At 69.3% G+C, this 20896-nt stretch carries 14 protein-coding genes; 2 read left to right on the forward strand and 12 right to left on the reverse strand.

Annotated features, from left to right (window positions below; translation table 11 throughout):
• Positions 1–16 precede the first annotated feature (16 nt).
• From pks2 to mutA, 5 genes are all read right to left on the reverse strand, one after another.
• Positions 17–6298, reverse strand: coding sequence for a sulfolipid-1 biosynthesis phthioceranic/hydroxyphthioceranic acid synthase (gene pks2 / locus RCP80_RS13380; protein WP_308478127.1), 6282 nt, complete (start codon positions 6296–6298; stop codon positions 17–19).
• A gap of 579 nt (positions 6299–6877) precedes the next feature.
• On the reverse strand, positions 6878–8149 hold the full coding sequence (gene lipL / locus RCP80_RS13385; RefSeq protein WP_308478128.1) for an esterase/beta-lactamase LipL: 1272 nt from the start codon (positions 8147–8149) through the stop codon (positions 6878–6880).
• 53 nt (positions 8150–8202) lie between these two features.
• Positions 8203–9192: a methylmalonyl Co-A mutase-associated GTPase MeaB gene (gene meaB, locus RCP80_RS13390; RefSeq protein ID WP_308478129.1), complete on the reverse strand. Its 990-nt coding sequence runs from the start codon at positions 9190–9192 to the stop codon at positions 8203–8205.
• A 3-nt stretch (positions 9193–9195) separates the two neighbouring features.
• The gene (scpA, locus tag RCP80_RS13395; protein ID WP_308478130.1) at positions 9196–11490 is read right to left on the reverse strand and encodes a methylmalonyl-CoA mutase; all 2295 of its coding nucleotides are present in this window, start codon (positions 11488–11490) and stop codon (positions 9196–9198) included.
• Between the two features lie 2 nt (positions 11491–11492).
• Positions 11493–13364 (reverse strand): methylmalonyl-CoA mutase small subunit, encoded by a 1872-nt coding sequence (gene mutA / locus RCP80_RS13400; RefSeq protein ID WP_373693535.1) that lies wholly within the window; start codon positions 13362–13364, stop codon positions 11493–11495.
• Between the two features lie 164 nt (positions 13365–13528).
• Here mutA and RCP80_RS13405 point away from each other — a divergent pair, with 164 nt between their 5' ends.
• A complete protein-coding gene (locus tag RCP80_RS13405; RefSeq protein ID WP_373693342.1) occupies positions 13529–14281 on the forward strand; it encodes a TVP38/TMEM64 family protein in 753 nt (250 codons plus the stop codon).
• Here RCP80_RS13405 and RCP80_RS13410 read toward each other — a convergent pair.
• Genes RCP80_RS13410 through RCP80_RS13420 form a run of 3 tightly spaced genes read right to left on the reverse strand, consistent with a single transcriptional unit; the run spans position 14271 to position 16250 of the window.
• Positions 14271–14630 (reverse strand): DoxX family protein, encoded by a 360-nt coding sequence (locus tag RCP80_RS13410; protein ID WP_308478132.1) that lies wholly within the window; start codon positions 14628–14630, stop codon positions 14271–14273. The two genes, RCP80_RS13405 and RCP80_RS13410, sit on opposite strands and share 11 nt — an antisense overlap.
• Positions 14627–15805 (reverse strand): SPFH domain-containing protein, encoded by a 1179-nt coding sequence (locus RCP80_RS13415; protein ID WP_308478133.1) that lies wholly within the window; start codon positions 15803–15805, stop codon positions 14627–14629. Before RCP80_RS13415 ends, RCP80_RS13410 begins: the two co-directional genes overlap by 4 nt.
• Before the next feature lie 10 nt (positions 15806–15815).
• Positions 15816–16250, reverse strand: a complete 435-nt coding sequence (locus RCP80_RS13420; RefSeq protein WP_308478134.1) for an NfeD family protein — start codon at positions 16248–16250, stop codon at positions 15816–15818.
• A gap of 89 nt (positions 16251–16339) precedes the next feature.
• Between RCP80_RS13420 and RCP80_RS13425 the strand changes: the two genes are divergently transcribed.
• On the forward strand, positions 16340–17188 hold the full coding sequence (locus tag RCP80_RS13425) for an Rv1486c family protein (RefSeq protein ID WP_308478135.1): 849 nt from the start codon (positions 16340–16342) through the stop codon (positions 17186–17188).
• Here the strand turns inward: RCP80_RS13425 and RCP80_RS13430 are convergent.
• The 4 genes from RCP80_RS13430 to RCP80_RS13445 form a co-directional block, all read right to left on the reverse strand.
• Positions 17160–18197: a ferrochelatase gene (locus RCP80_RS13430; RefSeq protein ID WP_308478136.1), complete on the reverse strand. Its 1038-nt coding sequence runs from the start codon at positions 18195–18197 to the stop codon at positions 17160–17162. The genes RCP80_RS13425 and RCP80_RS13430 overlap by 29 nt on opposite strands.
• A 7-nt stretch (positions 18198–18204) precedes the next feature.
• Positions 18205–19014 carry an NADH-dependent enoyl-ACP reductase InhA gene (gene inhA, locus RCP80_RS13435; protein ID WP_308478137.1) on the reverse strand — a complete coding sequence of 270 codons (810 nt, stop codon included), beginning with the start codon at positions 19012–19014 and terminating at the stop codon, positions 18205–18207.
• Between the two features lie 27 nt (positions 19015–19041).
• The gene (gene fabG1 / locus RCP80_RS13440) at positions 19042–19806 is read right to left on the reverse strand and encodes a 3-oxoacyl-ACP reductase FabG1 (protein ID WP_308478138.1); all 765 of its coding nucleotides are present in this window, start codon (positions 19804–19806) and stop codon (positions 19042–19044) included.
• Positions 19807–19870: 64 nt separating this feature from the next.
• A complete protein-coding gene (locus RCP80_RS13445; RefSeq protein WP_308478139.1) occupies positions 19871–20878 on the reverse strand; it encodes a VWA domain-containing protein in 1008 nt (335 codons plus the stop codon).
• Positions 20879–20896: the final 18 nt, after the last annotated feature.

Consider the following 20896-nt stretch of genomic DNA (forward strand, 5'->3'; position numbering starts at 1 on the left):
AATCGGTACGCGCGGTTCACGGTGTTGCGGGCTCGGCTTCTTGGGGCGCCAGCTTTTCGCAGAGATGGTCGGCCAACCCGCGGATCGTGGTGATCGCCATGGAACTTATCCGCACCCCGGTCTCGGCCTCGATGCGAGTCCGCAGTTCCAAATTGCCCAGCGAGTCCAGACCGTATTCGGGCAGCGGACGATCCGGGTCGACCGCCCGCCGAAGCAGCACGCTGACCTGTTCGGAGATCACCCGCCGCAGATGGGTGGGCCATTCCTCGCGCGGCAGCGAGTTCAGTTCCGCGCGCAGCTTGCTCTGCTCGCTGCCGCCGCGGCCGGCCGCCTTGAACAATTCGGCGAACGGAGTCCGCTGCGCGAAAGCGGTGAGCCACGGTGCACCCATGATCGGCGCATAACCGCTGTAATCCCGGTTGTAGCGCAGGATCTCGGCAAAGGCATACGCGCCCTCGTCGGGTGCGATCGAGGCGTCGCCGTCGGCCATCGCCGTGCCCCGGCCGATCTCCGACCAAGCACCCCAGGCGATCGCCGTAGCCGGCAACCCGCGGGCGCGGCGCCACCGGACGAACGCATCGACCCAACTGTTGGCCGCGGCATAGGCGCCTTGACCCGGCGAGCCCACCAGTGCGGCGGCCGAGGAAAACACGCAGAACCAGTCCAGCGGTTGGGATTCGGTGGCGATGTGCAGATTCCACGCCCCTTCCGTCTTCGGCTTCCAGTCCCGCGTCAGCAGGTCGTCGGTGATGTTGCTCAGCGTGGCGTCCTCGACCACCGCCGCCGCATGCAGAACGCCGCGCAGCGGCAGACCGGTGGCTGTCGCCGCGGCGACGACACGTGCCGCGGTCGTGGGGTCGGCGATGTCGCCGCACTCCACGGCGATATCGCCGCCGGTGGCACGGATGAACTCGATGGTCTCCTGCGCCTTGGGATTCGGCTGGCTGCGGGAGGTCAACACGATGCGGCCACAACCGGCCTCGGACATCTTCTCGGCCAAGAACAATCCGAGACCACCCAAGCCGCCGGTGATGACGTAGGCACCGTCGGCGCGGAACACCGGGACCTGCGCGGGTTCGACGACCGCCTGCAACTGTCCGCCGCGCGGGATGTCCAGCAGCAGCTTTCCGGTGTGCTGGGCACCACCCATGGCCCGGATCGCGGTGGCCGCGTCGGCCAGCGGATAGTGCGTGCTCCGCGGCATCGGCAGATAGCCCTCGGCCGTCAACGCAAAGACCTTCGCGAGTAGGTCGCGCATGACCGCGGGATGCGTGACCGACATCAGCGCCAGATCGACGCCGTAGAAGGTGAGGTTGCGCCGGAACGGGAACAATCCGACCCGGGTGTCGCCGTAGATGTCGCGCTTGCCGATCTCGACGAACCGGCCGTTGAAGGCCAACAGTTCCAGGCCGGCCCGTTGCAGCGCTCCGGTGACGGAGTTCAACACGATATCGACGCCGTAGCCGTCGGTGTCGCGGCGGATCGCCTCGGCGAACGACACGCTCCGGGAGTCGTACACGTTCTCGATGCCCCAGTCGCGCAACAGCTGTCGGCGCTGCTCGCTGCCCGCGGTCGCGTAGATCGTGGCACCGGCGGCCTGAGCGATCGCGATCGCGGCCTGGCCCACGCCGCCGGTTCCGGAGTGGATCAACACCTTGTCGCCCGCGGTGATCTTGGCCAGGTCGTGTAACCCGTACCAGGCCGTCGCGGCGGCGGTGGCCACCGCGGCGGCCTGCTCCCCGCTGAGGCCGTCGGGCAGCGGCACCGCCAGGTCCGCGTCACAGGTGACAAAGGTCGCCCAGCAGCCGTTGCCGGAGACCCCCGCCACGCGATCGCCCACCTGATGGGTGCCGACTCCCGGTCCCACCGCGGTGACGACTCCGGCGAAATCGGTGCCGAGTTCGGGCAGCCGTCCCTCGAAGCTCGGACACTGCCCGAAGGCGACCAGGACATCGGCGAAGTTGATGCTCGAGGTGGTGATTGCCACCTCGATCTGGCCGGGCCCGGGCGCAACCCGGTCGAAGGCCACCAATTCCAGCGATTCGAGGTCGCCGGGGTTGCGCACCTGAAGGCGCATACCGCCGTGTTGGTTGTCCACCGCGACGGTGTGCCGTTCCTCGGCGCGCAACGGCGCGGGGGTCAGCCGCGCGGTGTACCACCGGCCGGCGCGCCAGGCGGTCTCGTCCTCCTCGGAACCGCTGAGCAATTGCTGTGCGACAAGCTCGATCCCGGTGGCGTCATCGAGGTCGATCTGGGTGGCGCGGCTGTGCGGATACTCCATCGCCAGAACCCGCACCAGGCCCCGCAAGCCGGCGTGCGCCAGATTCGGGGTGTCCTCGGCGAGCACGGTCTGCCCCGACTTCGTGACGACGTAGAGGCGCGGCAGATCGTCATCGATCTCGACGAGCGCCTGGGCGATGTGGACCACGTGCCGCACGCACTGTTCGCCCCGGTCCGCCGAATGTTCCTCGGGCACCGGGCCGTTGGGGGCCATGACGACCACACCCGTGCAGCCCCGGTCACCGAGGCGGGCCGTCAGCGCCGCGCGCGCCCCCCCGGGGTCGGTACCCACCGGCCAATCCAGTACCAGACACTCGGCGCCGGCGGCGGTCAGCGCTGCGGACAGCCCTGCCGGCAGTGGGTTCTCGGGGTTGCCGGCCGAGACCAGCAACCAGGCGCCGCCTTGGGCGCCCGGCGCGGCGGGCAACTCGCGGGTGGCCCAGTCGACGCCGAGCAGGCGGTCGTTGAGCATCCGGTGGGCACGTCCCTCGGCCGACATTCCGGTTCCCAGCCGCACCCCGAGGGCGCTGAGCACGACGGTGCCGTCGTCATCGAGGATCTGCAGATCGGCCGCCACACCGTCGGCATCGACGTCGACCAGGTGCACCAGGCAGTACCGGCCGTGGCGGGCCGCGCCCGAGGCGTGTAGGCGCCGGACACCGAGCGGAAGAAGCAGCCCACCCGCCGCCACGCGCTGGGCCGCCGGATGTGCGAGCACGGCTTGGAAGCAGGCGTCGAGTAGCGCGGGGTGCACCCCGTACCCGCCCTGCTGGGACCGCAGCGGACCGGGCAACGCGACCTCGGCGATCACGGTCTGCGCCGCGGCACTGACGTCCTCCGGATCCGCGATGTAGGCCGCGGCCAGTCCGGCGAAAGCAGCGCCGTGGTGCACGCCGACCTGATCGAAGGCCGAGCGCAGATCGGCACCCTCGACGCGATGCGGGTGCTGCGTCAGCAGCGCGGTCAGATCGTGATGTATTGGCGCACTACCGGATTCCCCGATCGTCAGGGTCGCGGTGGCTCGCGTCGTCCGCTCGCCACCCTCGAACGTCTCGACCGCGAAGTCGACGACACCCGGCGCGGCGACGGTGGCCGCCGCACCCACCGAGGTCTGCTCGTCGAGCAGCAGCATCTCCTCGAACGCGATGTCGCGCACCTCGGCGTCCGCGCCGAGTACGGTCTGCGCGGCGGCCAAAGCCATCTCGCAATAGGCCGCCCCGGGCAGCACCGCAACGTTGTGGACCTGGTGCTCGGCCAGCCAGGGCTGGGCCTCGGTCCCCACCTCGCCGTACCAGACATGGCGTTCCGGCTCCTCCGGGAGCACCACGTGGGAGCCCAACAGCGGATGGATCTCCATGCTGCACGAACCCCGGACCGGGCCCTCGAGGCTGTCGCGGTTCAACAGCAACGGCTGATGCGTCCACGTCGGCAACGGGACGTCGACCAATCGGCCGGCCGGATGCAACACCGCGAAATCCACTGCGGCCCCGGCGCTGTGCACGTCGCCCACCAGCGCGAGCAGTCCGTGCGGCTGGTCCTGCTCCCGGCGCATCGCCGCGAACATCGCCAACGGCACGTCGACGCTGCGCGCGGTCTGTTCCACGGCGTGGGTCAGCAGCGGATGCGGTGAGAGTTCGGCGAACACCCGGTAGCCGTCCTCGAGGGCGGCCTGCACCGCCGCCGCGAACCGCACGGTGTGACGCAGGTTGTCGGCCCAGTACCAGCTGTCCAGCTCGGGCACATCGCGCGGATCGTAGGACGTTGCCGAGTAGTAGGGCACGGTCGGCGTCAGCGGTGTGATGTCGGCCAGCTGTTCGGTCAACTCGTCCAGGATCGGGTCGACGTACGACGAGTGCGACGCGACGTCGACGGCGATCTCCCGCGCCATCACCTCCCGGGCTGCCCAGGCCGCGACGAGCTCCCGAATCGAATCGACGTCGCCGCCGACCACCGTGGATTCCGGCGAGGCCACCACGGCCAGGCTCACGTCGGTGACCCCGCGCGCCGCGAGCTCGGAAAGTACCTGGGCAGCAGGCAGTTCCACCGACGCCATGGCGCCCGCGCCGGAGATCGTGGCCATCAGCTTCGACCGGCGGCAGATCACCCGGACGCCGTCCTGCAGCGACAGGGCCCCGGCGACGACCGCGGCCGCCACCTCGCCCATCGAATGCCCGATCACCGCTCCGGGAACCACGCCCCGGGCGCGCATGGCCGCCGCGAGGGCGACCTGGACCGCGAAAACGGTGGGCTGGATCCGGTCGATCCCGGTCACGGTGTCCGGCGCGGTGAGCGCCGCCGTCACCGAGAACCCGGACTCGCCCGCGATGAGCGGTTCCAATTCCGCCACGGTGGCCGCGAACTGCGGTTCGGTGGCCAGCAGACCGGCGCCCATGGCCGCCCACTGCGAGCCCTGACCGGAGAACACCCAGACCGGTCCACGATCGTCCTGCCCCACCACCGGCAGCGGTGGCACCGCGCCGGTGGCAATGGCGCGCAGGCCGTCAAGCAGTTCGGCGGTGCTGTGCGCGACGAGCGTGGTCCGCACCGAGCGATGGCCGCGGCGACGCGCCAGCGTGTAGGCCACGTCGGCGATGTCGAGGTCCTCCGAACACTCGGTGAGCCACTGCGCCAACCGTTCCGAGGTCCGCGCGAGTTCCTCGGCCGAGCTGGCCGACAACGGGAACAACAGCGCGTCGCCATCGTTGCCCACCTCGGGCGATGCTTCCGGCGCCGGGACGGGCGGCTGCTCGACGATGGCATGCACATTGGTGCCGGACAGCCCGTACGACGACACCGCGGCGCGCCGGGGCCCGCCGCCGTTCAACGGCCAGGGCGTAATCTCTTGTGGAACAAATAGTTTCGTGTCGATGGTCGCCATCTCGTCGGGCAATGCCGTGAAATGCAGATTCTGCGGCACCACGCCGTGCTTGACCGCCAGTACCGCCTTGACGAAACCGAGCGCACCGGCCGCCGACTGGGTATGGCCGAAGTTCGTCTTCAACGATGCCAGCGCGCAGGGACCGTCGGTGCCGTACACCGCGGCCACGCTGGCGTATTCCAGCGGGTCACCCACCGGCGTACCGGTGCCGTGCGCTTCGACCATCCCGACGGTGGCCGCATCGACACCGGCCGAACGCAGCGCAGCTTGGTAGACCCCGATCTGGGCGTCGGTCGAGGGGGTGGCGATGTTGACCGTGCGGCCGTCCTGATTGGAGGCCACCCCGCGCACCACGGCCAGGACCCGGTCGCCGTCGCGCAGCGCGTCGGGAAGCCGCTTCAGCAGCACCACCACGGCACCCTCGGCCGAGACGAACCCGTCCGCGGCCACATCGAAGGCGCGGCACCGACCGGTCGGCGACAGCATTCCCGCGGCGGAACCGGAGGCCGCCTTGCGCGGCTCGAGCAGGACCGACACACCGCCGGCCAGCGCCATGTCGCTCTCGCCCTCGAGCAGACTGCGACACGCCAGGTGAATGGCGGTCAGCCCGGACGAACACGCGGTATCGACAGTCAGCGCCGGACCGTGTGCTCCGAGGGCATAGGCGACCCGGCCCGAGGCCAGGCTGAAGCTGGTTCCGGTGAAGCCGTACGGCCCCTCCAGTGATCCGGTATCGGCGGCCAGATAGGCGTAATCGTTGTGCGTCACCCCCATGAACACGCCGGTGGGCGTACCGGCCACGGCCGCCGGGTTGATCCCGCCGTGCTCGACGGCCTCCCATGCCGTCTCCAGCAGCAACCGATGCTGCGGATCGATCGCGACCGCCTCGCGTTCGCTGATGCCGAAGAACTCCGCGTCGAATCCCCCCACATCGTCGAGGAACGCCCCGTACTTCGACACCGAGCGGCCCGCGACACCCGGTTCGGGGTCGTAGTACTCCTCGGGATCCCAGCGATCGGTGGGAATTTCGATTACCAGGTCGTCTCCACGCAGCAGCGCCGACCAGAGTTCGTCAGGTGAGTTGATTCCGCCGGGCAACCGACATGCCATCCCGATGACGGCAACTGGCGTTTTATCCACGTATCCAAACCCTCTTCAATCTGCTCCCGGTCCCGAGACAACGAAACGCCACACTAGGCCCATTTGGACCGCGATGGGACCGTCCGGCCAACGGTGGCGCGTTCGGTGTCTTCGGGGTGCGATTGGGAAGCCTAACCCGATCGCTTGACGCATCTGCCAATATTGCGGCGAATAGTCAAACTAGCAATAACTCGCCGTGCGATATCGGGCAAAGCTGTGTCGCCACCGCCGCAGAGCCGCCGATCCGCCCAGATACCCTGTCCGATAAGCGATTACCGGCAACAGGCACGGCGCCAGACCGGGCATCGCGGATCGGCTGGTTCCGATCACTGTGGTTGCCAGCTGCCGAGGTGGCAAATATTCTGCCCGGTACGGCGCCGACTGTGAGTCGCCTGTGAATCTTCGCCACCGATCAGCCTGCTCCGCGAATCGAGCGACGTTTGCGAGTCGGGGTCCTCGGTCGGAGTCATGCGCATCGAAGCCCAGCATGCGGCCCCGCGGGCAAAAACTCGCGAGATAGCCATTGCAGATCAAGCGAATTCGCGCTACCACTGCAGTCACGTGGTCCACCGGGCAATATCAGCCCACAGCGGACGACGGCTCCGCCCAGTAGGACGAGCCCTGCTCGGGGATCGCCTCGAAGCCGCGGGAGCGCGCCAGCGCGGCCCCCCGGCGGATCAGCGCGGCCGTGGCCACGAAGCCCGCCTGATCGGGCACCACGAACGGGGTCAGCAGGCGGTTGTGCACCACCGCGAAGGACAGGCCGAGGCTCGGCACCGCCCAGCCCACCGAACCGCCCAGGCCGACATGACCGAAGCCGGGGAGCACGCCGGGGATCGGCAGCGCGTGATATCCGAGATGGAATGACATCGGCATGAGCACGCTGTGATCGCGGTGCAGGCTGCGCCGACCCGAGAGCCCGTGCGCAACCTCCGGTGAGAGGTAGGGGGCACCGTCGATGACTCCGCCGTTGGCGATCGCGCCGTACATCTTGGCCAGGGCGCGCGCCGTGGCGACCCCGTTTGCCGACGGGATCTCGCTGTCCAGCAATGGAATATCGCCCTGCACAACGGCTCTCATACCCGGGAAGTACAGCGCCCCGAAGCCGGCCGTCATCTGTAACAGCGCCGCGCGCGGCGCCACATAGTTGAACACCGGATTCTGGATGTTCAGCTGCGGATGGATGATCTGGGCGGGCCGGGTGGGTGCGGCCGCGGGCGGCCGACCCAGGTGTATCCCGTCGGTGTTCAACGGGGCGGCCACCTCCTCGCGGAACAGCCGGCGCATCCCCTTGCCGGTCACGGCCCGGGCCAGCCCGGCGAGCAACCACCCGTAGGTGATGGCGTGATATGCCGGCTTGCCCCGCAGCTGGGAGGCCGGTGCGGCGGCGATCCACTGCTCCATGCGTTCGTGGTCCATCACGTCGGCCTTGCTCAGACCGTTGAGGTGGGACAACCCGGCGCGGTGGCTCATCATCTCCCGGATGGTGATGTCGGCCTTGCCGTTGGCGCCGAACTCCTGCCAGTACTCGGCCACCGGTGCGTCGTAGTCCAGCAGGCCGCGGTCGGCCAGCCGGTGGATCACCGTGGACGCCACGCCCTTGGTGGCCGAGAACACCATGGCGCCGGTGTCGGCGGTCCAGGGTTGGCGTCCCCGCCGATCCGACCATCCGGTCCAGATGTCGACCACCGGCTTGCCGTCGAGGTACACCGCCAGCGCGCCACCGCCGAACCTGCGGTGCGGGAACATGCCGGCGAATGCGCGGACCGCGCAGGAGAAGCTGGGATCGGCCGTGCCACCGACACCGTCCGGGAGCGCCACGTTGCGCTCCCAAGCAAATGCTTTGCTCATCTACGCAAATCTACCCGCCTCGGCGAGCAAACTTACAGAGAGTTATCGATCTGTTAATCCGTGGCGGCGTCGAGAATCCGCGCGGCGGCCAACGCCGGGGTCAACTCACCGTCGCGGACCTGTCGTTCGACCTCGGTGCGAATCCCCCTGACCTCGGGGTGGTCCAGCACCCGGTCCAGCACCGCGTCGCGCACCATCGCCCAGGTCCACTCGACCTGCTGGGTCCGGCGCCGGGCATCGAACTCGCCGGCCGCCGTCAGCACCTCGCGATGCTTGCGCACGGCGTCCCACAACTCCGCCAGGCCCGTGCCTTCCAGCGCACTCATGGTGAGCACTGGCGGCCGCCACAGCACCTCCCGCGGATAGATGAGCCGGATCGCCCCGGAGAGTTCGCGGGCGGCCTTCTTGGCCTCCATCACGTGCTTGCCGTCGGCCTTGTTGACCACGATGATGTCGGCGAGTTCCAGCACACCCTTCTTGATGCCCTGCAACTGATCGCCGGTGCGCGCCAAGGTCAGGAACACGAAGGTGTCGACCATCCCGGCCACCGTCACCTCGGACTGCCCCACCCCCACGGTCTCCACCAGGATGACGTCGAAGCCCGCAGCCTCCAGCAACACGATCGTCTCGCGGGTCGCGCGGGCCACCCCACCGAGTGTGCCGGAGGTGGGCGACGGTCGGATGTAGGCATCCGGTTGCCCGGCCAACCGCGACATCCGGGTCTTGTCGCCCAGGATCGAACCACCGGTGCGGGTCGACGACGGGTCCACCGCCAGCACAGCCACGCGGTGCCCCTGCTCGATGAGATACATCCCGAGCGCCTCGATCGAGGTGGATTTGCCCACCCCCGGCACCCCGGTGATGCCGATGTGCATCGCCGAACCGGCCTCCGGCATCAGCTCGAGCAGCAGGTGCTGCGCCTGTTCGCGGTGGTCGGCCCGGGTCGACTCGACCAGGGTGATCGCCCGGGCCAGGGCGGCCCGGTCGCCGTGCCGAATGCGGTCGGCGAATTCGTCCGGATTCAATACCGACGGTGCTGCCATCGATCAGGAGGTGGCATTCAGGTCGTAGCCCAGCCGGTCGGCGAGTTTGTCGAGCAAACCTACCGCCGCGTCCGCAATGACCGTGCCCGGCGGGAAGATCGCGGTCGCGCCGGCCTCGTAGAGCTCGTCGAAGTCACCCGGCGGGATCACGCCACCGACGACGATCATGATGTCGGGTCGGCCGGCCTCGGCCAGCGCGTCGCGCAGCGCGGGCACCAGGGTCAGATGCCCGGCGGCCAGCGAGGACACCCCGACCACGTGCACGTCGTTGTCGGCGGCCTGGCGGGCCACCTCGTCCGGCGTGGAGAACAACGACCCGACGTCGACGTCGAAGCCAAGGTCGGCGAACGCCGTCGCAATCACCTTCTGACCGCGGTCGTGGCCGTCCTGCCCCATCTTGGCCACCAGGATGCGGGGACGGCGACCATCGGCCTCGGCAAACTTCTCGACCAGCGCGGTCGCGGTGTTGATTCCGTCCACGTTGTTGCTGTTCCCCACCTCGTCGCGGTACACGCCCGCGATGGTCCGGATCTCGGCCTGGTGCCGGCCGTAGACCTGCTCCAGTGCATCGGAGATCTCGCCGAGGGTAGCCTTCGCGCGCGCGGCATTGATCGCCAGCGCCAGCAGATTGTTGCCCAGCCCGTCCTCCCCGGCGGGTCCGGTCGCGGCCGCGGCCCGGGTGAGCTCCGCCAATGCGGCCTGGGTCGCGGCTTCGTCGCGCTCGGCCCGCAGCTGCTGCAGCTTCGCCAACTGCTCGGCGCGGACCCGGCTGTTCTCGACCTTGAGCACCTCGATCTCTTGGTCCTCGTCCACCTGATACTTGTTGACACCGATCAGGGGCTGAGCGCCGGAGTCGATGCGGGCCTGGGTGCGGGCGGCCGCCTCCTCGATGCGCAGCTTCGGGATGCCGTCGTCGATCGCCTGCGCCATGCCGCCGTGTTCGGCCACCTCGGCGATGTGCGCGCGGGCGCGCTGGGCCAACTGGTGGGTGAGCCACTCCATGTAATAGGAGCCGCCCCACGGGTCGATCGGCCGCGTGGTGCCCGACTCCTGTGCCAGCAGCAGCTGGGTGTTGCGCGCGATGCGGGCCGAGAAGTCGGTGGGCAACGCCAGCGCTTCGTCCAGCGCGTTGGTGTGCAGCGACTGCGTGTGCCCCTGGGTGGCGGCCATCGCCTCGACACAGGTCCGGGCGACGTTGTTGTAGACGTCCTGGGCCGTCAGCGACCAACCCGAGGTCTGCGAATGGGTGCGCAGCGACAGCGATTTGGCGCTCTTGGGATCGAATTGCGCCACCAGTTCACTCCACAGCAACCGGCCCGCCCGCAGCTTGGCGACCTCCATGAAGAAGTTCATGCCGATACCCCAGAAGAACGACAGCCGCGGCGCGAACTTGTCGATGTCCAGCCCGGCGGCCAGTCCGGCCTTGATGTACTCCACCCCGTCGGCCAGGGTGTAGGCCAGCTCGAGATCCGCCGTGGCGCCGGCCTCTTGGATGTGGTAGCCGGAGATCGAAATGCTGTTGAACTTCGGCATTTTCACGCTGGTGTAGCCGAAGATGTCGGAAATGATCCGCATCGAGGGCTTCGGCGGATAGATGTAGGTGTTGCGGACCATGAACTCTTTGAGGATGTCGTTCTGGATGGTCCCGGCCAACTTCTCCGGCGGCACCCCCTGCTCCTCGGCGGCGACCACGTACAACGCCAGGATCGGCAATACCGCACCGTTCATCGTCATCGACACGCTGACCGTGCCGAGATCGATGCCGTCGAACAGCTGCCGCATGTCCAGGATCGAATCGATGGCCACCCCGGCCATCCCGACGTCGCCGCCGACCCGGGGATGGTCGGAGTCGTAACCGCGGTGGGTCGCGAGGTCGAACGCCACCGACAGGCCCTTCTGGCCGGCGGCGAGGTTACGGCGGTAGAACGCGTTCGACTCGGCGGCCGTGGAGAACCCGGCGTACTGCCGAATGGTCCACGGCTGGTTGACATACATCGTCGGATACGGACCGCGGATGAACGGCGGTTCACCCGGGAAGCTGTGCACCGGGTAGCCCTCGGCCGCCGCGGCATCCCGGTCGGCACCGATGTACACCGGCTTGACGTCGATGCCCTCGGGCGTGGCCCACTGCAACTGTTCGGGCGTGTAACCGTGCGCGGCGGCGGCCGCCCGCACCGCCTCGGCCGCAGCCTCCGCGGTGGGCTCGGCACCGGAGTCGGCGCCATGCAGCGGAACCTCGGCAAAGCTGCCGATGGCCATTTCACCAGCGGGTGTGCCGGCGACGTCGGATGCGGTCATCGTCAGGCCCCCAATCTCGTCAGGAGGGTGGAAAGCGCTTCGACCGCATCAATTTTCGCGGTCAGGTAGGCATCGGGCCGGTGCTCGGCGGACGCGACCGCCCGCTCCGGGCCCGCCAGGTAGACATGGGCCACACCCGCGCCGCGCGCCGCCTCGATCACCGCGGCGGCCTCCTCGGCGTACCGGGCATCGGTGCCGCAGAGCACCACCGCGGACGTCGATGCGGATTCGGCCACCGCCGCGGCCACCGACGCACTGTCCAGGGTGCCGGGGTTGACCACCTCGATGCCGCCCGAGGCCAACAGGTTGGTCGCGAACGAGGTCCGGATGTTGTGTTCAGCCAGCGACCCCAGGGGCACGAGCAACACCCGCGGGCGGCTGCCGTGGGCGCCCAGATAGTCGTCGGAACGGTTGCGCAAGGCTTCGAAGTCCTGGGCGTAGCGCAGCACCCCCGGCGGGGAATCCTGTTGCGGCAGCGGCAATTCGGCGAGATTCGGAAACTCGTTGACGCCCGTCACCGCGGTGCGTCGATGCGCGATGTCGGTGCGGCGCGCGGTTGCCACCGCGGCGATCTGTTCGACGACGAAATCGGCGGCTGCCGCGAAACCGCCGCGGGCCTCGATCGCCTGGAAGTGCTGCCAGGCCTGATCGGCCAGCCGCTCGGTGAGGTCCTCGACGAACCACGAACCGCCGGCGGGATCCTGGACCCGACCCAGATGCGATTCCTCGAGCAGCAGCAGTTGCGTGTTGCGGGCGATGCGCCGCGCGAAACTCGCCGAGACGCCCGGGGCACCGCCGGCGATCGCCATGTCGAACGGATGGACCTGCACGGTGTCCGCACCGCCGACACCGGCCCCGAATGCCGCCAGCGTGCAGCGCAGCATGTTCACCCAGGGGTCACGCTGCGCCATCATCGCCAGCGAGCTGACCGCGTGCACCCGCACCGCACCGGCGTCCCGGGCGCCGACCACCTCGGCCACCCGCGCCCACAGCTGCCGAGCGGCCCGCATCTTGGCGGTCGTCATGAACTGGTCGTCGTCGGCGGCGAGCCGGAAACTGATCTGCCGCAACGCATCCTCGGTGTCGAGACCGGCCGCTACCAGCAACCGCAGGTAGCTCACGGCGGCCGCGACGACACCGGCCAGCTCCCAGGCGGCGTTCGCCCCGCGGTTGTGCAGCGCCGGACCGTCGACGGTGATGGCGCGCACCGCTGCGCCGAATTCGACGAGCTGCGCCGCGACCTGGGTCACCTCATCGAGCGAGGCGGTGGCCGCGTCGTCGAGCGCGGCGATCAGCGGATCGGCCCCCAGATCGACCGACAGCGTCTTGCGTTGCTCGCCGTCGAGGCCTGACACCACGTTCCGGATCACCTCGGCGGCGGCGGCGAAATCCGCACCGGCGGACACGATCACCGGGACAAGTTCGACGAAGACACCCGACAGCAGGCGCTCCAGGTCCCGGACCGCGACGCCGTCGGCACCCACCCGCAGCACCAGCGCGCTCACACCCTCCGACAGCGCCGCGAGCAGCGTCGCGTTCCCGTCGTCGGCGGCCTGGCCCGGCACCGGGAACGCCTCGGCGACCTTCCAACCGGACAGCACGTCGCGGGTCGCGTCGCCGCCCCGGACGAACGGCCACTGGCCAGGCAGCGGCGGCTCCGGCAACGCGTCGAGCGCGGTGTAGAGCGGCCGGACGTCGAAGCCCTCGTAGGTGGGGCTGTCCAGCAACCGCTCGGGCTCGTCCGGCAACTCCGACACATCGCGTCGGGTGCTCTTGGCGAGCACGCCGGCGACCGCGTCGCGCCAGCGGGCGCGCGCCTGCTCCAACTCGGCGCGATCACCTGACACGACTGAGGCACCTGATGACACCGGCAGCTCCCTGTTATCGCAGCGTGCAGTGGCCCGCGAAGGAGCGGACCATTCGGGTTTCAGGCTAGATGATGGCGATCTCCGCCGATGAAGCGCCCGAGCCAAGTCGCCACGGCGCGCCCCGACGCGCCGTGGCCGCAGTTCGCCGGCACCCCGTAGGCTTGATTCCCGTGGCCAGCGCATTACGACGGACGATCGGTGTACTGCGCGCTGTCCCGGAGACGGTCACCGCGATCGCGCGCCAGATCCCGCGCAGGCGTCTCGTCTTCGCCGCGATCGGCATTGTGATCCTCGTCGCAGTCACCCTGTTGGTGCCGCTGCCAACCGCTTTGGAACTGCGGGACTGGGCCCGCTCGCTGGGCCCGTGGTTCCCGCTGGCGTTTCTGGCGGCGCACAGCCTGGCCACCGTGCTGCCGTTTCCGCGCACCGCGTTCACGCTGGCAGCCGGCCTACTGTTCGGATCCGCACTGGGCATCGCGTTGGCGCTGACCGCGAGCACGATCAGCGCGGTGTTGGCCGTGGTGCTCGTGCGGGCGTTCGGCTGGCAGCTATCCGGGTTGGTGAGCCATCCGAGGATCGATGCGGTCGACGCGCACCTACGCCGGCGCGGCTGGCTGGCGGTGCTCTCGCTCCGGCTGATTCCGGCGGTGCCGTTCTCGGTGATCAACTACGCCGCCGGTGCGTCGGCGGTCCGGCTGCGGCCCTATGCGGCCGCCACGGTGCTCGGGTTGTTCCCGGGGACCTCGGCCGTGGTGATCCTCGGTGATGCGCTCACCGGCAGCGTGAACCCGCTGCTGGTGCTGTTCTCGCTGTGCACCGCCGGCGTCGGGGTCGCGGGACTGGCGTTCGAGTTGCGCAGCCACCGCCGCAAGGTCGCGGCGCAGGAACCCGAGTCGGTGCAGCCCGCGGGCCTCAGCGGCTGACGTCGGGCCCCTTGGCGGTCATGGTGGCGAACAGCGCCAGAAACGACGACGCCGCCGCCAGCCCCGGACTCCAGTCCTTGGCCCGGATGTGGGCGCCGACCGCCAGCGTGAAATACACCGTCAGCAGCAGCGTCGTCAGCCGTGCCAGCGTCGGGAACCGCCCCGCCGCCAGCAGCCCGACGGCCGAGGCCGCCTTCACCACCGGCAGGATCGGCCGATACTGCTGCGGCAGCCCGACATCGTCGAGGGCCTTGGTGATCGGTGCCAGCGGGATCGCGCAGGCCACCGCGTCGCCGGCCTGGATCGCCGCCAGCGCCGCGTAGGTCCGCGGTGAGGTCAGCGTGCTCACGCCTGCTCCCGATGCCGTGCGCCGGACTCCAGCGACGCGGGCGGCACTTTGGCCGAACCCGGGAGCGCCGGCTCCGACGGCACGCGTGCATCGGCCTCGGCCTTGGCCACCGCCTCAGCGATCGCCGGGTCGCTCTTGGTCTCGAACCAGTCGGCGACCTCGTCGGTGTCGTCGGTGGGTGGGGTGTCCTGCTCCACCGGCGAGGGGGTGTAGCGGAACACCCCGTCCTCGCCCGGCGCGCCGAGCAGCTTGGTGAAACCCTGTAGCGCGGAACCGAAGTCGCTGGGCACCAGCCACACCTTGTTGGCCTCGCCCTCGGCCATCTTGGGCAGGGTCTGCAGATACTGATAGGCCAACAGCTCCGGAGTCGGGCGGCCGGCCTTGATCGCGGCGAATGTCTTCTCGATGGCCTTGGCCTGCCCCTGCGCCTGCAGATACTGCGCGGCCCGCTCGCCCTGGGCCCGCAGGATGCGGGATTGCCGTTCGGCCTCGGCGGACAGGATCGCGGCCTGCTTGGCGCCCTCGGCGGTCAGGATCGCGGCCTGCTTCTGGCCCTCGGCCTGTTTGATCGACGACTCGCGGATGCCCTCGGCGTTCAGGATCATCGCGCGCTTCTCCCGGTCGGCCCGCATCTGCTTTTCCATCGAATCCTGGATCGACACCGGCGGATCGATGGCCTTCAGTTCGACGCGGGCCACCCGCAGCCCCCACTTGCCGGTCGCCTCGTCGAGCACGCCGCGCAACTGCCCGTTGATCTGGTCGCGCGAGGTCAGCGTCTGCTCCAGGGTCATGCCGCCGACGACGTTGCGCAGCGTCGTGGTGGTCAGCTGTTCGACTCCGACGATGTAGTTGCTGATCTGATACACCGCGGCCTGCGGGTTGGTGACCTGGAAGTACACCACCGTGTCGATGTTGACCGTCAGGTTGTCCTCGGTGATCACCGGCTGCGGCGGGAAGGACACCACGCGCTCGCGCAGGTCCACCCGGGCCCGGATCCGGTCGATGAACGGCACCAGCAGGGTCAGCTGGCCGGAGACCGTCTTGCTGTAGCGGCCCAGTCGCTCGATGACCGCGGCCTCGGCCTGCGGGATCAGCGCGACGGACTTGGCCACGATGATGACCGCGACGATCACCAGCACGGCCAGCAGCACGAGGCCGGTTACGGCACCATCCATGGAAACTCCTCTAGTCGTTTTTCCAGACCACCGCGGTGGCGCCGTCAATGCGCATGACCATCACCTGATCACCGGCTTCGTAGACGTCGTGGTCGTTGAGCGGGCGGGCGGTCCACACCTCGCCTTCGAGCTTCACCTGGCCCTGGTGCAGCGTGATCTGGTCCAGCACCAAGGCCGGCCGGCCTTCGAGCGCCTCGATGCCGGTCTCCAGCGCCGCGGCCGAGGCCATTCGGCGGCGCAGCGCCGGCCGCACCACCACCAGCAGCAGCACCGAAACGACCAGGAACACCGCACCGTCGGCCCAGATCGGCCAGTCGAACAGCCAGCTGGTACCCGCCGCGGCCAGTGCCCCGCCACCCAGCATCAACAGGAACAGGTCGCCGGTCAGCACCTCGGCACCGGCAAGGCCCAGTGCCGCGATGAGCCAGAGCAGGGCTGCGGGCATAAGCCCAGGATAACGCGACGAGGCGCGGGGCAGCCGCGCTTCCGCCGCGCGCGTAATCGCGTGGCACAGCCACTAGACTGCCTCTCATCATGTGGTGTCCGAGTGTTTCGCTGACGTTGTGGGCCAATGCCTGGCTGGCCGGCCAGGCCGCGCCCGACGACGTCCTCGACGCCTTGTCGTGTTGGGCGCCAGCGCATTCCGTCGCCGCCTACGACGCCGCCGCCGCGGATGTGACCGGCCTGCCGTGGCCGGACGTCAACACCGCCACCTCGGTGAGCCTGCTGCAGACCGTGCGCGGTGCCGCGGGTTTGCGGACGGCCCCCGGCCCGGCGCTGAGCCTGGCCCTGCCGGTGCCCGGGGACGTGCGGGGGCTCCCCGCCGGCAGCACCTTTGCCCGCGACGCCCTCGCCGTGGGCGAGGCCGTGATCATCGGGTCGGAGCGGGGAGCGGCGATCGGCCTGGTTCCCGAATTCGAGATCGACGGCGACTACCTCGGCGATGACACCGACGCCGACCCGCCGGTGTTGAGCTGGACCGCGTATTCGGTGCCGGCCGCACCCACTCCGGAGCACCGCGATCTCGGGGAGGCCGAGTACACGCTGCGGGCGGCGGTGCGCTCGGCCGCCGACGCCCTGGTGGCGCTGCGCGACGGCGGCGGCGGCATCGACGTCGACGACCCGCGCGCCATGGTCGAGCAGGTGCTGGCGGTGACCCATCAGCACCGCGCCCCCGAGCACGCACCCACGCGGGCGTTGCGCGTGCTGGAGAACGCCGCTCAGGTCGACGCGATCATCACCGTGAGCGCGGGTCTGATGCCGATCGCCATCCAGTCCTCATCGGAGGTGCAGTCGGCCTCGGATGCGTTGCGTCCGCTGGCCGGCGTCGTGCGTTCGGCCCGGCTCGCGGCCATCAGCGCGATTCTGTACTCGGCGTGGTGAGGCAGCACCCGGTGGCACACGGCGCGCCGTTGACGCTGCACCCGTAGCCGGGCACCGGATTCGGGCCGCGCACCCGGCTCGGCTCCCGATCGGTGCGCAGCTCGTCGATGAGGTCGACGATCAGCTGCGCGAAGCGGACGTCGGCGTTGGGGGTCAGCGCCCGGGCCAGCGTGATGCCGACCTCGGCGGCGACCTCGGCCACCTCGTTGTCGAGGTCCCACACCACCTCGATGTGGTCCGAGACGAACCCGATCGGGCACAGGATGACGGCTTCGGTGCCGTGGGCGGCCAGTGCCGCAACGTGATCGGCCACATCCGGTTCCAGCCACGGAATCTGCGGCGGTCCGGACCGGGACTGCCAGACCTGATCGTAGGACTCGTATCCGGCCGCCGCGGCCACCAGCGCACTGGCGTAGGCGACCTGGCGGCTGTAGAGCCGCGGGCCGTGCCGCTCGTCGACGGCAATCGGGATCGAGTGCGCGGTGAACACCAACCGGGCCCGCTCCCGCAACTGCTCGGGCAGGCCCTGGCGCGCCGTGGCGATCGCCTCGGCGAAGAGTTCGACGAAGCGCGGATGGTCGAAGAACTGCCGGAGTTTCACCAGTTCCGGCGCGCCCGGTCCGGCCGCGGCGCGGGCACGAGCGATGTCCTCGACGTACTGGGCGCAGCCGGAATAGCCGCCCCAGGCCGACGTGGCGAATACCGCCGCCCGCCGAACCCCGTTGTCGCGCATGGCGATCACGGTGTCCTCCAGGTAGGGATCCCAGTTTCGGTTGCCGAAGTAGACCGGCAGGTCCGTCTGGGTTCGCAGCGCTTCTATCAGCGCGCGGTTGATGCCGTTGATCGGCGAGACCCCACCGAAATGCTGGTAGTGCTCGGCGACGTCGTCGAGACGTTCGCGCGGCACGTTCCGGCCGCGGGTGACGTTCTCCAGGAACGGCATCACCTGCTCGGGCCCCTCCGGTCCGCCGAAGGACAGGAGCAGCACGGCATCGAATTCGGTGGCCACCGTCGGCCTAGAGCAACTGGGTGCTGGCGCCGCCGTCGGCGTAGATGATGGTGCCGGTGGTGGCCGGCAACCAGTCCGACAGCAGCGCACACACGGTCTTGGCCACCGCGGTCGGGTCCTTCATGTTCCAGCCCAGCGGGGCGCGCTGATCCCAGCCCTCCTCGAGCAGTTTCATCTGCGCACCGGCCTCGTCGCCGAGGGCGCCGCCGACGATCGCGCTCATGGCCAACGTGCGGATCGGCCCTGCGGCAACGAGATTCGACCGCACCCCGTGCGGCCCGGCCTCACGCGCGACGAACCGGTTGACCGATTCGAGCGCACTCTTGGCCACGGTCATCCAGTTGTAGGCGGGCATCGCGCGGGTCGGGTCGAAGTCCATGCCGACGATGCTGCCGCCGGCGTTCAGCACCGGCAGGGTGGCCTTGGCCAGCGACGCGTAGGAATAGGCCGAGATGTGAATGCCCTTGGCGACATCCTCATAGGGCGCGTCGAAGAACGGGTTGACGCCCATCCCGGTCTGCGGCATGAACCCGATGGAGTGCACCACGCCGTCGAGCTTGTTGCCCTCGCCGATCACCTCGGTGATGCGGTCGGCCAGCGAAGCGAGGTGCTCCTCGTTCTGGACGTCGAGTTCGAGCAGCGGCGCCGGATTCGGCAACCGGTCGGCGATCCGCTGGATCAGCTTCATCCGGTCGAAGCCGGTGAGCACAACTTCGGCCCCGGCCTCCTGGGCCTGCTTGGCGATGTGGAATGCGATCGATGAATCGGTGATGATCCCCGTGACGAGGATGCGCTTGCCTTCGAGAAACCCTGCCATGTCTTCAGTCCTGATCTCTTAGATGTTCTAGTGGCCCATGCCCATGCCGCCGTCGACCGGGATCACCGCGCCGGCGATGTAGGTGGCGTCCTCGGAGGCCAGGAAGCTGACGGCGCCGGCGACCTCCGCGGCGGTGCCGACCCGCTTGGCCGGGATGAATTCGAGGGCCCCGGCCTGGATCCGCTCGTCCAGCGCGCGCGTCATCTCGGTGTCGATGTAGCCCGGAGCCACGACGTTGGCGGTGACGCCGGCCTTGGACAGCTCCCGCGAAATCGACCGGGCCATCCCGATCAGGCCGGCCTTGGCGGCCGCATAGTTGGCCTGGTTGCCGATGCCCCACGTCCCGGACACCGAACCGATGAAGATGATGCGCCCGAACCGCTTGCGCTGCATGCTGCGCGAGGCCCGCTGGGCCACCCGGAACGCGCCGGTGAGGTTGGCGTCGATGACCTTCTCGAACCGCTCCTCGGTCATCCGCATCAAGAACGCGTCGGCGGAGATGCCGGCGTTGGACACCAGCACCTCGACGGCGCCCTGGTGTTCCTCGACCTGCTTGAACGCGCGGTCGACCGCGTCGTTGTCGGTGACATCGCATTCGACGCCGAACAAGCCGTCGGGCGCCCCGGAGCCGCGGTGGGTGACGGCCACCTGGTGCCCGTCGGCGGCCAGGCGCTGCGCGATCGCCAGGCCGATCCCCCGGTTTCCGCCCGTCACGAGCACGGATCGCGAGACGAACGGCGGCTTCCCACCGGCCTGGGCGGCGGCGGCTTCGGTCGAGGCAGTGTCGGTCATGTTCGTCAACTTATCGTCTTGGTATCCGTTCGCCGAAATCGACACCGCCTGTGCGGAATCGTCCTCAGCCGGGCAGCCGTCGGTTGATCAGCAGGGCCGCCAGCGCCGAGATCGCCAGGACCAAGGCGCCCAGCCGCAGCCATCCGGTGCTGGCGTCCCCCTTGATGGTCTCGTAGCCGATCTGCTCCTGCAGCGAGGTGAACACCTCCTTGAGCTGTACGAGGCTCGAGGCCGTGTAGGCGCTGCCGCCGGAGAGGTCCGCGATGCGCTTGAGCATCTCGTCGTCCACCGGAACGGGCTGGCGCTGATCGTTGATCTCGACGTAGCCGTAGGCGGTCCCGAACGACACCGTCGAAATCGGTACGCCCTGATCCTCGGCCGTGCGGGCGGCGGTGAAGGCACCCTTGGGGTTGTCCGGGTTCGACGGCACCGTCTCCTTGCCGTCGGACATCAGCACGATGCGGGCCGGCGGCGGTTCGTCGCCACCGCCGATGACCGCGCCCACCGTGGCGATCGACTGCAGCGAGGTGAAGATCGCCTCACCGGTGGCGGTGCGGTCGGCCAACTGCAGCTTGTCGATCGCGTTCTTGGTGGCCTCGCGGTTGGTGGTGGGCGAGACCAGCACGGTGGCGGTCCCGGCGTAGGAGATCAGCCCCAGGTTGATCCCGGGGGTGAGCTGGTCGGCGAACTGCTTGGCGGCCTCCTGGGCGGCCGCCAGCCGGCTCGGTTCCACGTCGGTGGCGCGCATCGACTGCGACACGTCGATCACCAGCATCACGACCGCGCGGTTGCGGGGAATCCGCACATCGTGGGTGGGCCCGGCCATCGCGATCGTCAGCAGCGTCAGCGCCGCCACCATCAGGATGGCCGGCAGGTGCCGCCAGCGCGACGGCCGTTTGGGCGCCACGCTTTCCAGCAGTTCCATGTTGGCGAACCGCAGCACCCGCTGATGCCGGGCCAACTGCACCACGATGTAGAACGCGACAAGGGCGAGGACGACGAAGAAGAACAGCAGGAACCACGGGTGTTCGAAACCGCCCAGCGACATCGGCCCGAGCAACGGCAAGGTCATAAACGCTCAGTCTTCTTT

Origin of the sequence: Mycolicibacterium sp. MU0053, assembly GCF_963378095.1 — a bacterium.
GTDB classification, from domain to species: domain Bacteria; phylum Actinomycetota; class Actinomycetes; order Mycobacteriales; family Mycobacteriaceae; genus Mycobacterium; species Mycobacterium burgundiense.